The 14,204-nt window shown below is 33.2% G+C and carries 13 protein-coding genes and 2 tRNA genes; 2 read left to right on the forward strand and 13 right to left on the reverse strand.

Going from position 1 to position 14,204, the window contains the following annotated elements; all coding sequences use genetic code 11:
- Nucleotides 1–2: 2 nt before the first annotated feature.
- From BFJ87_RS04080 to BFJ87_RS04115, 8 genes are all read right to left on the reverse strand, one after another.
- Complete coding sequence (locus BFJ87_RS04080) at nt 3–1,406, reverse strand: sulfatase (RefSeq protein ID WP_077400323.1); 1,404 nt, start codon at nt 1,404–1,406, stop codon at nt 3–5.
- 15 nt (nt 1,407–1,421) lie between these two features.
- Nucleotides 1,422–2,192: an SDR family oxidoreductase gene (locus tag BFJ87_RS04085; RefSeq protein ID WP_077400325.1), complete on the reverse strand. Its 771-nt coding sequence runs from the start codon at nt 2,190–2,192 to the stop codon at nt 1,422–1,424.
- Nucleotides 2,193–2,215: 23 nt separating this feature from the next.
- Nucleotides 2,216–3,232 (reverse strand): zinc-dependent alcohol dehydrogenase, encoded by a 1,017-nt coding sequence (locus BFJ87_RS04090; RefSeq protein ID WP_077400329.1) that lies wholly within the window; start codon nt 3,230–3,232, stop codon nt 2,216–2,218.
- Nucleotides 3,233–3,415: 183 nt separating this feature from the next.
- Entirely contained in the window at nt 3,416–4,207 is a 792-nt protein-coding gene (locus tag BFJ87_RS04095; protein WP_013619990.1) for an IclR family transcriptional regulator, read from the reverse strand.
- Nucleotides 4,208–4,322: 115 nt separating this feature from the next.
- Nucleotides 4,323–5,549 carry a glycoside hydrolase family 117 protein gene (locus BFJ87_RS04100; RefSeq protein ID WP_077400332.1) on the reverse strand — a complete coding sequence of 409 codons (1,227 nt, stop codon included), beginning with the start codon at nt 5,547–5,549 and terminating at the stop codon, nt 4,323–4,325.
- A gap of 4 nt (nt 5,550–5,553) precedes the next feature.
- Nucleotides 5,554–8,085 carry a glycoside hydrolase family 2 gene (locus BFJ87_RS04105; RefSeq protein ID WP_077400335.1) on the reverse strand — a complete coding sequence of 844 codons (2,532 nt, stop codon included), beginning with the start codon at nt 8,083–8,085 and terminating at the stop codon, nt 5,554–5,556.
- Between the two features lie 374 nt (nt 8,086–8,459).
- A tRNA-Lys gene (locus BFJ87_RS04110) sits at nt 8,460–8,532 on the reverse strand.
- 194 nt (nt 8,533–8,726) lie between these two features.
- Nucleotides 8,727–8,799, reverse strand: a tRNA-Lys gene (locus BFJ87_RS04115).
- A 139-nt stretch (nt 8,800–8,938) separates the two neighbouring features.
- Here BFJ87_RS04115 and BFJ87_RS04120 point away from each other — a divergent pair.
- Complete coding sequence (locus tag BFJ87_RS04120) at nt 8,939–9,454, forward strand: shikimate kinase (protein WP_077400338.1); 516 nt, start codon at nt 8,939–8,941, stop codon at nt 9,452–9,454.
- Here the strand turns inward: BFJ87_RS04120 and BFJ87_RS04125 are convergent.
- Entirely contained in the window at nt 9,446–9,943 is a 498-nt protein-coding gene (locus tag BFJ87_RS04125) for a phosphoribosyltransferase domain-containing protein (protein ID WP_077400341.1), read from the reverse strand. The two genes, BFJ87_RS04120 and BFJ87_RS04125, sit on opposite strands and share 9 nt — an antisense overlap.
- A 49-nt stretch (nt 9,944–9,992) precedes the next feature.
- Nucleotides 9,993–10,376, reverse strand: a complete 384-nt coding sequence (locus BFJ87_RS04130; protein ID WP_077400486.1) for an RNA-binding S4 domain-containing protein — start codon at nt 10,374–10,376, stop codon at nt 9,993–9,995.
- A 78-nt stretch (nt 10,377–10,454) separates the two neighbouring features.
- On the opposite strand from BFJ87_RS04130, the gene BFJ87_RS04135 reads away from it, so the two are divergent.
- On the forward strand, nt 10,455–11,411 hold the full coding sequence (locus BFJ87_RS04135) for an FKBP-type peptidyl-prolyl cis-trans isomerase (RefSeq protein WP_077400344.1): 957 nt from the start codon (nt 10,455–10,457) through the stop codon (nt 11,409–11,411).
- 96 nt (nt 11,412–11,507) lie between these two features.
- Here BFJ87_RS04135 and BFJ87_RS04140 read toward each other — a convergent pair whose 3' ends face one another.
- The 3 genes from BFJ87_RS04140 to BFJ87_RS04150 all read right to left on the reverse strand — a co-directional run bounded on the left by BFJ87_RS04140 (nt 11,508) and on the right by BFJ87_RS04150 (nt 14,048).
- A complete protein-coding gene (locus BFJ87_RS04140) occupies nt 11,508–12,092 on the reverse strand; it encodes a porin family protein (protein WP_077400347.1) in 585 nt (194 codons plus the stop codon).
- Between the two features lie 105 nt (nt 12,093–12,197).
- Nucleotides 12,198–13,151 (reverse strand): transketolase family protein, encoded by a 954-nt coding sequence (locus tag BFJ87_RS04145; RefSeq protein WP_077400350.1) that lies wholly within the window; start codon nt 13,149–13,151, stop codon nt 12,198–12,200.
- Between the two features lie 51 nt (nt 13,152–13,202).
- Nucleotides 13,203–14,048 carry a transketolase gene (locus BFJ87_RS04150; protein WP_077400353.1) on the reverse strand — a complete coding sequence of 282 codons (846 nt, stop codon included), beginning with the start codon at nt 14,046–14,048 and terminating at the stop codon, nt 13,203–13,205.
- Nucleotides 14,049–14,204: the final 156 nt, after the last annotated feature.

A 14,204-nucleotide genomic window follows, 5' to 3' on the forward strand; every position in this document is an offset into this window, starting at 1 on the left:
TGTTATTTTTTTATGTTCGTTTTTTTAAATGCGTCCATGCGGTCTGCAGCATGGCCTTCAAACTCTCTTCTTAATTGCCAAAGAGGTCTTTCTAATGTAAGTTCCCAAGCAAATAATTGCTTGTATAATGTTTTTACTTTTTCTGGATATTGATTTGCTAAATTGTTTACTTCAGAAATGTCTTCTTTTAAATTATACAACTCTGCAGGCCTGTCTGGAAAACGAATTAGTTTCCAATCCATATTTCTAATAGCGGCTCTGTTTTCTTTTTTCCAGAAAAGAACCTTATGCGGTCTCTCTTTATTTTCTTCGTTTACATAAGGCATTAGGTCTACACCGTCTAGTTGTTTTAATTTTGATGAGTTTCCGTTTGCTACGTTTAAAAATGTTGGAAAAAGATCTAAGGTGCTAACTGGGTAGTTGTAAGTTGTATTTTTCTTAAGTTTACCAGGCCATGACATTAAAAAAGGTACCCTAATACCACCTTCTAAATGGTTTGCTTTTGTACCGCTAAGCGGACTATTGTTAGATTGGTTTGCGTCTGATGGTCCGCCGTTATCATTGGTAAATACAACTAGAGTATTTTTATCTAACCCCTGCTTATTTAGTTCATTTAAAACAGTTCCAATAGCTCTGTCCATTGCTAAAGTCATTGCAGCTAATATTTTTCTTTTGCCAGTTAAATGAGAAAAATGCTTTAGGTCTTCTTTTGTAGCCTCCATTGGGGTATGTACAGCGTTAAAAGACAAGTAAATAAAAAAGGGAGATTTTTTATTTTTATTGATGAATGATATGGCTTCATTGGCCAATTTATCAGTAAGGTAGCCTTTATGTTCTAAATAATTTCCAAAGCCTCTTTCAAGTCTGTCTTCATTTTTGGTTAGTACATTGTTTTTATCATACGGTAAATAGCTACGTGCACCGCCTCTAAAACCATAAAATTCATCAAAACCACGTTTTGTTGGATGAAAACGATCTGCGTTGCCCATATGCCATTTTCCAAAAAGGGCAGTAGTATATCCTTGTTTTTTTAAATAGTTTGCAATAGTAAGTTGGTTTGTAGGTAATCCCATTTCGTCACCCAACAAGCCAGAAGTACTCATATAACCAGGGACATTATTTTCTTCAAAACCAAATTTTTGCTGGTATTGCCCGGTAAGCATTCCTGCTCTAGACGGGCCGCAAACAGCAGCACTTACATATGCTTGTGTAAACTTTACACTTTTTTTAGCAAGCTTATCTAGTTCTGGAGTTTTAAATTCTGTACTGCCTTGAAAACCAAAATCAGCATAACCAGCATCATCAGAAAGTATAAAAACAATATTAGGCTTTTGTTGTCCAAATAGTAAACTCACCTCTAAAAGAACAAATAAGAGAACCGTTATTTTTATATTTTGATGATGCATTGTATATCTTTTAAATTATCTTCCCATCCATCCGCCGTCTACTAGCATAACAGCTCCACTCATATAATTAGCAGCTTCAGAAGCTAAAAAGACTACAGGGCCAGCAAAATCTTCTGGTTTTCCCCATCTACCAGCAGGAATTCTTGCTAATATAGATTCTGCTCTCTCTGGATTATTACGTAAAGCTTCGGTATTATCTGTAGCAATGTAACCAGGAGCAATTGCGTTTACATTTACCCCTTTGCCAGCCCATTCGTTGGCAAATGCCATTGTTAATTGTCCAATTGCACCTTTACTAGCGGCATAACCAGGTACAGTAATACCACCTTGGTAGGTTAATAATGATGCAGTAAAAACAATTTTACCAGAACCTCTAGCAACCATTTCTTTACCAATTTCTCTGGTAAGTATAAATTGTGCATTTTGGTTTACTTCAATTACCTTGTCCCACATTTCATCTGGATGTTCTACAGCAGGAGCTCTTAAAATTGTACCAGCGTTATTAATTAAAATATCTATTTGTGGATGATTTTTTTTCACCTGATTTATAAAAGCATAAAGAGCTTTTCTATCAGAGAAATCACATTGATAAGCACTAAACTTTTTGCCTTTTGCTTCTACTTCTTTAGCTACACTACTACCGGTTAATTCTAAACTAGCAGAAACCCCAATAATATTTGCGCCAGCTTCTGCTAAACCAATAGCCATAGCTTTACCTATACCTCTTTTACAGCCTGTTACTAAAGCTGTTTTGCCTTCTAATTTAAATGTATCTAAAACACTCATTTTTTATATAGTTTCTTTAAAAATTATAAACTGCAATCCATCAATACTTTCATTCCAGAAGGGTTTTTGTCAATGTTTTCAAACACTTGCTGAATTTTGCTTAAAGGCTGTACATCTGTAATCATAGCCTCAAAAGGAAGTTTGTTTTCTGTAATAAGCTCTATAGATTTTTCATAATCTTCTTTTTCATAAACTCTAGCACCAATTAAGCTTAATTCTTTCCAGAAGAATTTAAAAAGGTCTACTGGTTTTTTATCTCCATGTATTGCTACCATTAAAATTCTTCCTCTAATACCTGCAACCTCACACATAATATCTAATGCAGGTTGTACGCCAGCTACTTCAAAAACAACATCTGCTCTTTTGTTATCTGTTTTACTTTTAACGTATGCTACTAAATCAAGCTCAGTTGGGTTAACAGCGTCAAAACCAAGGTCCTTTGCCATTTTAATTCTTGTAGGGTTTACTTCAGAAATTATAACCTGTGCGCCAACTTCCTTTGCAACCATAGCAACCAACATACCAATTGGTCCGCCACCTAAAACAACAGCAGTTTCACCTTTAACTAGTCCGCTTCTGCGTACATCATGTGTTGCTACAGACAAAGGCTCAATTAACGCAGCTAATTTTAAATCTGTTTCTGGTTTTAGCTTGTGTAAAACAAACGCAGGTACATTCCAGTACTGTTGCATAGAACCAGGACTGTCAATACCAATAAATTTTAAGTCCTCACAGATATGATTAAACCCTTTATCTGAAGGTTTTACTTTTCTGTCATCTAAAGGTCTTACTACAACTTTTTCTCCTGCTTTAAAATTGGTTACATTTTTGCCTACAGCATCAATAACACCAGACATTTCATGGCCAATTGTTTGCGGTATAGAAACTCGTTTATCCATCATACCATGATAAATGTGTACATCTGTACCGCATACGCCAGAATAGGCTACTTTTATACGAACCTCATCATCTTTGGGTTCTTCAATTTTTTTATCAATTACAGCAAAATTTTTATTGCCTTTATATTGTGTTGCTATCATTTATTTAAGTTTCAAATAATAAACTAGTTTCATATTTGAAACAAATATACATTTTTTTATAATATGGAAAACATTTAAATAGAGTATAAAGTGTTAAAATCTAATGATGTAGCTACTAACCCTAGTTTAAATAAGGGTTGTAGAATATTATAATAATGAAATTTTATAAAAAGAGTAAGTTATTTACTGTGAAATAAAACCAAGTTTAACAGATATTTCTAAGGCGTATTTTGCTACAATTTGTCCTTTTTTATGAAATTCTTCATGTGGTAGTCTACCGTGTGGAGCTGTAATCCAGAGTGCAGCAACGGGGTAGCCAGACTCGTTAAATATTGGAGCACCAATGCAGTGTATACCTTGTATATCTTCACCATTATCTATGGCATAACCATTTTGTTTAACCAAGGCTAGCGTTTCTTTAAACTCTTTTTTAGATGTAATGGTGTTTTTTGTGTATTTAGTAAGACTAATTTTTTTTAAAATGCTATTAGATTCTTCTTTGGGTAAAAAAGCTAAAATACTTTTTCCGCCAACAGAACTGTGTAAATTAAACTGTGTACCTGGTTCTACAAATAATTTTACAGGATAGGAAGATGATACCTGCTCTAATATTGTGCCTTTAGTGTCTAATAAAACTCCAAGCATTACAGATTCCTTTAGTTCATCTCTTAAGGCACGCATAACATCTATAGACATTTCTACAATACTTTGTTCGTTCATTGCAGATATGCCTAGTGTAAGCATTTTTCTAGAAAGTGTAATTTTTTTAGTGGTCTCGTTTTTTTGCAAGTAATTTTTAAAAATTAGCGTGCTTACAACTCTAAAAGCAGTGGTTTTTGTAAGGTCTAGTGCTTCTGTAATTTCGGCAAGCGTTAAACCGTCTTTTTTAGTGGCTAATATTTCTATAACCATTAAGCCTCTTTCTAAATTAGGAACATTGTATTCAGATTTTAAAACTTCCTTTGGTTTACTCATTACCGGTATGCTTTTATACTGTAAAATTACTATTATTTATTTAACTAAACGTACAATAAAAAAAGGAACAATAATTTGCTGTTCCTTTTTTTTTGTGCTTAGTTTATAGTGTTACTTATTTAGATTTTACACCTTTAGCTCTGTGTGTAGTTTTTCTGGCAGATGTAAAACTCATAATACTTTGGTAGTCGCTACTATTGTATATATGTGTAAGTCCCCAGCGTAATATTTCTGTTGGTTCTTTTTCTGTATCTGCAGATCTGTTTAAGCCTATTGCATGAGCTGGTACACCAGGAATAACAGATTTAATTTCAAAATTAATACCATCTGGAGCCCATTGGATAGTATTTTTTTCTGGACCATCTGTAGTAATTAATGACGCAATACCACCATTGTATGGCCAAACACAAATTTCATGACCACTATTACTTATTGGGTTGTAAGGTGATTTTACGTAAGGCCCTAAAGGATTGTCTGCAATAGCAACACCATGGCGTATTTGTCTACCACCAAATGTAATTTTTTCGCCCATTTGCTCGCCTTTATAGTACAAGTAAAATTTGCCCTTGTAAGGCAAAATACAAGGATCATGTACTTTGTGACTATCAAAATCTCCTTTTTTCTCTACAGCAAAACGGTCTTGTTCTTCTCCTTTCCAAATACCATTATCTGCAGGACTAAGTATAGGCTCTTCACTTTTTGTCCAAGGTCCGTTTGGCGAATCTGACCAGGCTAAACCAACCTGATTTTTAACGCGTACTGTGTAAGGAGATTTTACGGTTTGGTAGCATAAGTAATATTTGTTCTGATATTTCATTATTTCTACTGTAAAAACAGATCTGTCATCATAAGCGCCTTTTTCACCTCTTGCAACGGCAATACCTTCTTCTTTCCAAGTTTCACCGTCTTCAGATGTAGCGTACCAAATATCACATCTATCCCAAGGAAAAACTTTTTCATTTTCTACATCACCACCAAAACCTTGTGAAGGTCCTGTGCTTTTGCTGTACCAAACGTAGTATTTACCATTTTCTTTAATTACTGCACTAGGGTCTCTACGTACAACACCTTCTTCATAAGCTAAATCACCTTTTAAAGGTTTAAGGTTAGAGAACTGTATAAACCATTCATTTCCTAAATCTTTTGGCCATTGCAAAGCTCTTTTTGTTGCAGCACTTAAAGAGTCTGGGTTTGTTATACCTAACTCATCAATTTGTTTTGGGGTAATTTCTAGTTTGGTTTCTTGCTCTATGGCAGTATTTGTAGCTTTGGTATTATTTTTACAGGCAGCCATTAGCAATAAACAAGCTATTGCACAAAATGCTATGCTTTTTTTAATCATAGTTTTAATTTTTATTAGGTTCTAAAGTAATTGTTATTTGGTTGCTTTTTAATGAAGCAGAATTTGCTGTAATAGTTATAGAAGATGTTTTATTTGCTAAAGATTGTATAATTAAAAGAGCTCTTCCTTTACTGGTTTTAATTGTATTGCTTTTAAAGTTTTGAGTGTTAGTAATGCTGCCATTGTCTACACCTAAAACGGTAGCATCACCAGTAACTATAAAGTTAATAGTTTGATTTTCAGTTTTTAAAGGGTTTCCATTTTTATCTGTAATTTGAGCAACAATGTGAGCAACAGCATATCCATCTGCAGTTAATTTTTTCTGGTCTGTGGTTAGTTTTATAGTTGTTGGTTTTGTTGTAGTTGTAATAGTATATTCTACTTTTTCACCATCTTTTAAGCCAACCGCTTTTAAAGTTCCTTTTTTGTAAGGAACTGCCCATTTGTAAATATGATCTTCAAAATCTGCAAGTTTTTTTATGCCTAAAGATGTATTGTTTAAAAATAATTCTACTTCACTGCAATTGGAGTATACTTCTACAACGGTGGGTTCATTGTTGTTGTAGTTCCAGTGATCATTTACATTGTGCCATTGCCATAAAGCGGTTTTCCATTTACCTTCTTTTTTTTCTATAGGATTACCATTAGCATCTAGTTTATAAATAGATTTATCTAAACTTTGAGAAGTAATATAAATATTGGGCTCATTGTTCCACAAAGCATTAAACATATGGTATGATGGTTTTTTAAACCCGGCAACATCTAAAAGTCCGCTAGAAGTTCCCTTTTTAGGCCATCCTTTATTAGATTCTCCCATATAATCTATTCCTGTCCATAAAAATGTACCAGAAATAAAAGGCCTTTCCATAACTGCTTTCCATTCATGCCATTGACCAAGATTTTCGGTTCCCATAAGTGGCAAATTAGGATAGTTTTTATGTCCGTAATCATATATTACTCTACGATAGCTAAAACCTATAACATCTAGAGCATCTGCATACCCAGACTCATAACTAGAAGAAGGTAAAATGCAATTTGCAATTACATATCTAGTGGTATCTAATTCTTTAGTCCATTTTGTTAATTTTTTTGCTGTTGTACCAATATCATACTTACCTTTTGGTAGTGTGTTAAGTTTTTGTTTAATAGTGTTTATACTGTTAGGAGGTAAAGACCAAAAATAATTTCCGCTCCAATCCATATTATTAAAAAAGCCAGTTGCATCTGCATTTCGTGGGTAAGTCCATTCAATTTCATTACCAATACTCCATTGAAAAATAGAAGGGTGATTTCTGTGTGATAAAACCGTATTTTTCAAATCTTTTTCAGCCCACTCTTGAAAATGTTCTGCGTAGCCTCTTGTAATGTAGTCAACGCTTCTTTCATTCATATTTTTTCGCTTGTCTTTTGGGTTATCCCATTCATCAAAAAATTCATCTTGTACAAGAAATCCCATTTCATCACATAGGTCTAAAAACTCATTAGAAGCTGGGTTGTGAGATATTCTAATTGCGTTGCAGCCTATGTCTTTTAATGTTTGTAAGCGTCTCCTCCATACGCCTTTTGGTACCGCAGCACCTACAAGTCCCGCATCATGATGTAGACATACACCTTTTATCTTTCTATTTTTTCCATTTAAATAAAATCCTGTGTTAGCGTCAAACCTAATACTTCGTATACCAAATTTTGTTTTCTGTGTATCTACAACTTTATTATCTAGTGTAATAGTGGTAATAGCCGTATATAGTGTAGGGCTATCTATATCCCATAGTTTGGGATTAGTTACTTTAATAGTGGTTAAGTCTTTTAGGCTTGTATTTTTAGCAACAGTTATATTTTTGGTATTGGTGTTAACTACTTCATTATTTGTATTATAAATAGTTGTACTTAGTATTGCTGTTTTACTGCTATTGTATTTATTATCTATAGTGGTTTGTATACTAATAGTAGCTAATTTATTAGTAACCGTTGGTGTAGTAATAAAAGAACCCCAAATAGGAATGTGTAATTTGTTTTTGGTAATAAACTTTACATTTCTGTAAATCCCAGATCCCGTGTACCATCTGCTATCTGCATATCTTGTTCTATCTACCTTAACATTTAAAGTGTTTTTATTTCCATTTTCATTTAAGGTAGATGTTACATCATAATAAAAAGGAGAGTAACCGTATGGGTGAAAACCTAGTTCATTATTGTTTAGGCTAATGGTTGCGTTGTTGTAAACGCCATCAAAAAGTATATATGCCACTTGGTTTTTGTGTAAGTTGGTAGTAAAATCTTTTTTATAATAACCAATACCGCCTAGTAAATAACCTGTAGCGCCCTCACCGCGTATAGAGTCAAACTTGTTTTCTACGCTCCAATCATGTGGTAGTTTTACTTTTCTCCACTCGGTATTATGAATTTTTGCAACAGTGTCTTCAAGTTTAAAATTCCAATCAAAATTAAAATCTGTTTGTACTGTTACAGGTTCTTTTGTTTTACAGTTAAAAGCCGTAATAATACATAAGGTTAAAAGCGCTATTTTATATTTCATTTTAAGAGTATTGGTTTTCTGGTTTTTTTAAATTGATTTTAGTCCTGTAGTGTAAATTTCTTTAAGACTATTGCTATAAGGAGATATGCAAATATGTGTATATATTGATACTTAAATATATATAAGTACTAGACAATAACTGAACAATGCACAATACGTTGTACGTTTTTAGACATTTGCACTAGATATTAATATGGCAACTACAAAAAATGGGCGGTTTTTAATAAAATAGACTTTCTATTAAAATGAAAGTGTAGGAGTAGGGAGAAAGGTTAATTTCTACAACGTAAATGTAAAGTAGATCCAAAATTTGGCTGTAAATAAAAAAACCTTGTAGAATTAATCTACAAGGTTTTTTTTAATATTTCTGTTTGTGACCGGGCTGGGGCTCGAACCCAGGACCCTCTCCTTAAAAGGGAGATGCTCTACCAACTGAGCTACCAGGTCATTATTCCAGCAAAATAGCGTACTGCTGTTTGCGGGTGCAAATATATGACCTTTATTTTATTCTGCAAGGGTTTTTGTCATAGAAAAATAGATAAATTACAACTTAATGCGTAACACCTTCAAAAAGAATAAATTATATTTAAAATAAGGCATAAAAAAAACCGAAAGTTTTAACTTTCGGTTTTTTATTTTTGTGACCGGGCTGGGGCTCGAACCCAGGACCCTCTCCTTAAAAGGGAGATGCTCTACCAACTGAGCTACCAGGTCATTATTCCAGCAAAACAGCGTATTGTTGTTTGCGGGTGCAAATATATGACCTTTATTTAATTTCACAAGGACTTTTATTAAATTTATTTTATTTTTTTTATTTCGGTATAAAATAGACCATCTTTGTATAAAAAAATAGATGCAAATAGTACTTGTTGGTTATATGGGAAGCGGAAAGTCTACAATAGGGAGAGAGCTTGCCAAGCGTTTGAAAATCAATTTTTTGGATTTAGATTCTTACATTGAAAAAAAGTATGAGATGTCTATTTCTGATATTTTTTCTACTAAAGGAGAAATATTTTTTAGAAAAGCGGAAATTTTATGTTTAAACGAAATTTTTGCAACAAATGATGATTTTGTACTCTCTACAGGGGGCGGAACACCTTGTTATGGAGACAATATTAATGTTATGACTACTAATACTAGTAATGTTTTTTATTTAAATGTACCCATACCAGAACTTATAAAGAGATTGGTAAAAGAAAAGGCAGATAGACCTTTAATTGCAAGATTACCAGAAAACGAATTGCCAGAGTTTATAGGAGCACATTTGTTTGAGCGTAGTTATTTTTACACAAAAGCTCACCATACTATATTAGTACAGCAAAAGAAAGCCGCTGAAGTGGTAAATGATATTGTAGAAAAGTTAGTTTAAGTACACTGCATCATTATTATCTTTAAATTCTACCTCTATATGTTCTTGTAAAGATGTAGATAAAGATAATCCTTTATAATCTGCTTTTACTGGATATTTTTTATGGTTTCTGTTTACCAAAACAGCTGTTTTTAATTGGCGTAAGGGTACTTTTAAAAAATGAAATACACCGTATATTAAGGTTGTTCCAGAATTTAATACATCGTCTATTAAAACAACAGATTTATTAGTGTATTCTTCTTTAGAAATAGAAGTTGTAACTCCGCTATTTAAAGGGTTTTTTTTATTCATTTTTACAGTACACAATGTAATTTTAGCAGTGGTAATAGTTTCTAAAACAGAGCTAAGCTTTTTTGCAAATTTTAGTCCGCCACCTTCTATACCAGCAATTACAATCTCTGTTTCCTCTACGTTAGCCTCATAAATTTGGTAAGCAATACGCTTAATTTTATGCTGAATTTGGTTGTGAGATAATATTTTGTTCTGCATTGTGTATTGTAATTTTATATAGTCAAATATACTAAACACTTTTTAAGTGTTATTCTTCTTCGGTAGAATTTGTAGTTGTGTAATCATCAATTTCTCTACGGTCTTTTTTTGTAGGTCTTCCTGTGCCTTTTTTTCTATAGTAGTCCTTAGAATATTTAAGCAGCTCAGAGTGCTCAAAAGCTTCTTTTGGTGTAGTATCTTTACGGTACATATCTACTAATTTAGCACCAACTCTGTTGGGTGGTACATCTAAAATAGTAAACTGGTAATTTATTTGGTTTTTACGTACCGTTATTTTGTCCATAGGAAAAACATCTCTAGATGGTTTTACAGCTTTATCATTAACTTTAACGTGCCCTTTTTTACAGGCTTCAGTAGCAATATTTCTTGTTTTAAAATAGCGCGTACACCATAAATATTTGTCTATCCTCATATTAACTCCAAATTCTTTGTTAACTACTTCTGCAAAAATAGTGGAAAATTGTATCTTGCGGCTCATAAATTAGAATAGATGAAATTTAAGAACGTTTTTTTAATTGCTTTACTAGCCATTTTGGTATGGGCTTGCAATAGTGATGATAATGGCTTTACTATAGAGCCTCCAAAAGCATTAAGTGAAATAGTAGACCAAGATAAAGACTCTATAGTTAAATACTTAGAGACACACTTTTACAACTATGAAGATTTTCAAAATCCACCAGCAGATTTTGACTATAAAATTGTTTTAGGAGAAATTGAAGGAGAAAATGCAGATAAAACACCGTTAATTGATATGATGACGGCAGTTAAAACAACTGTACGCTCTGAAGAAATAGGATTAACTGACAATAAAGAAGTAGAGCATACTTATTATTACCTTGTAGCAAGACAAGGAGTAGGAGCACAGGCTAATACAGCAGACTCAACATATATACGTTATGAGGGGTTGTTATTAGATAATACTGTTTTTGATGCATCTACATCTACTCCTTTATGGTTACCATATACAGGTAGAATTCGTGGCTTTTCAGAAGCAGTACAACATTTAAAAGCAGGCAAGGCATTAACAGAAGATGATGTTAATCCTGATGGTACTTTTGAAATAAGTGATTATGGTGTAGGTATGATAATTTTTCCTTCTGCTTTGGGTTATTACAATAATGCTACTGGTTCTATACCTGCATATAGTCCATTAATTTTTAAAATTGACTTAGTTGCTGTAAATGAATCTGATCATGATAATGATGGTATACCGTCTTACTTAGAAGATTTAAATGGTAATGGTTATTTGTATGATGATAATACAGATAAAGCATCTGAGGATGGTTCTTCTTCAATATCTACCGTGGCTAACTTTTTAGATGATGATGATGATAACGATGGTATTTTAACTAGAGATGAAATTAGTGATGAGGATGGTAATATAATTTTGCCTTACCCAGATACAGACGGAGATGGTATTCCAAATTACTTAGACCCAGATAATTAATAGTATTATCAAGCTTTATAAATTTAAAAAGCCCTAGAAAGTAATTTCTAGGGCTTTTTTTTGGTTCTTGTTATTACCTAATAACTATGTTTTAAATTATAATTTTAAAGATAAACTTAAAATAAGTTGGTCTGGTCTAGTGTCTATTCTATCTTTTTCTACAGATGTAATATCTGCATTAATAATATCAACTTCATTATCACTAAAGCCCCTTTCGTACCTAAGGTCAACTCCTAATTTCCCTAAGTTAACACCTACGCCTACATTAAGACCTACGGTAAAGTCGTTTTCTACATCGCCAATAGTAATGCCGTCATAATCTGTATCTAGAATATACTGAAAAGCAGGACCAGCAAATACGTTTAAAGGGCCAATTACTTTTGCGCCAACTAAAACAGGTAAGTCTAGTTTTTGCATTTTAAAATCTTCTGCATAACCAGATTTTAAAGAGGTATATACCAATTCTGGTCTTAAATATAAGTTACCATCAGTTTGTGCAAAAATACCAAAGTGAAAACCTACATTTTTATCAGGATCATTATATGCATCTTTTGCAGAGTCATAATAATCTCCGTTACCACCATAGTTTAAACCTCCTTTAATACCAAAACCAGCATCAGTTTGGGCAAAAGTTGTTAAACTTGCCAAAGCCATTGTAATTACTAAAAGTGTTTTTTTCATTTTAAAAGTGTTTTTTAAACAGAAGAGAGTGACTGTAAAAAACAATCACTCTCAATATGTTATTAATTAATACGTAAGTTAAGTATCAAAAACGATACCATTTTCTTACTTGCGTTCTATTACTTTTAAAACGGCTTTTTCTATAGCTTTATTGTCTAAACCGTATTTTTCCATTAATTGTGCAGGAGTACCACTTTCTCCAAAAGTATCGTTAGTACCAATAAACTCTTGTGGAGTAGGTAGGCTAGTTGCTAAAACACGAGCAACACTTTCACCCAAACCTCCTAAAACATTATGCTCCTCTGCAGTTACTATACACCCTGTTTTTTTAACAGAGTTAATAATAGCATTTGCATCTAATGGTTTTATAGTATGTATGTTAATTACTTCTGCAGATATACCTTGGCTTTCTAAGTTTTCTGCTGCAATTAATGCTTCCCATACCAAGTGGCCAGTTGCAACAATAGTAACATCTGTACCTTCTGTTAAATGTAGTGCTTTACCTATTTCAAATTTTTGATCTACTGGAGTAAAGTTAGCTACTTTTGGTCTTCCAAAACGTAGGTAAACAGGACCTTCATAATCAGCAATAGCAATAGTAGCTGCTTTTGTTTGGTTGTAATCACAAGGGTTAATAACTACCATTCCTGGTAACATTTTCATTAATCCTATGTCTTCTAAAATTTGGTGTGTTGCACCATCTTCACCTAAAGTAACACCAGCGTGCGAAGCACAAATTTTTACATTTTTACCAGAATATGCTATAGACTGGCGTATTTGGTCATAAACTCTTCCCGTAGAAAAGTTAGCAAAAGTACCAGTAAAAGGTATTTTACCACCAATAGTTAAACCAGCGGCTATCCCCATCATATTAGCTTCTGCAATACCTATTTGAAAGAATCTCTCTGGATTTTCTTCAATGAATTTATCCATTTTAAGAGAGCCAATTAAATCTGCACATAATGCAACAACGTTAGGATTTGATCTTCCTAATTCTGCTAAACCTGCACCAAAACCACTTCTAGTATCGTTTTTTCCTTGATCTGTGTATTTTTTCATATCCTTTATGATTTTTCTCTATAGTGTTAGAGAAGGTAGATTTAATTTTTATTAGTAGTCTCCTAAAGTTTCAGGGTTTTGTGCTAGTGCTGTCTCTAGTTGTTCATCACTAGGAGCTTTACCGTGCCAAGCGTGTGTGTGCATCATAAAATCTACACCATTACCCATTACAGTATGTAATAAAACACAAATTGGTTTTCCGTTACCTGTCATAGATTTAGCTTTTTTAAGTCCAGCTATTACTGCTTCAAGGTTGTTTCCTTCTTCAACATCTAAAACATCCCAGCCAAAAGCTTCAAATTTAGCTCTTACACTACCCATATTTAATACAGTGTCAGTAGAACCGTCAATTTGCTGGCCATTTAAATCTATAGTAGAAATTAAATTATCAACTTTGTTGGCAGAAGCATACATCATAGCTTCCCAATTTTGACCCTCTTGTAACTCACCATCACCGTGCAAACTATACACAATGTTGCTGTCTTTGTTTAGCTTTTTTGCAAGTGCTGCACCAATGGCTACAGACATTCCTTGTCCTAATGACCCAGATGCTATACGCACACCAGGTAAACCTTCATGTGTAGTTGGGTGTCCTTGTAATCTAGAATTAATTAGTCTAAAAGTGTTAAGCTCGTCTACTGGAAAGTATCCGCTACGTGCTAATACACTATAATAAACAGGAGAAATATGACCGTTAGATAAAAAGAAAAGGTCTTCGCCTTTACCATCCATGTCAAATCCTTCGTTTAGTTCCATTAATTCATTGTACAGGGCAACAAAAAATTCTGCACAACCCAAAGAACCACCTGGGTGGCCAGAGTTTACTTTGTGCACCATTCTTAAAATATCCCTTCTCACTTGCGTGGTCAAATCTTGTAATTCTTCCAGTCTTGGCATTTTATATGTTGTGTTAATTCGCGTGTAAAAATAAGTCCTATCTTTTGCGTGTACAAGGGTAGTTATTATAATTTATTAACTACTTTACTATTAATACACAACTTTATTTTTTTGTTAGCAATTTTTTGTAGATGAGTTGATTATATTTGCGGTCAT

The organism is Cellulophaga omnivescoria (assembly GCF_001999725.1).
In the GTDB taxonomy this organism is placed as follows: Bacteria; Bacteroidota; Bacteroidia; order Flavobacteriales; family Flavobacteriaceae; genus Cellulophaga; species Cellulophaga omnivescoria.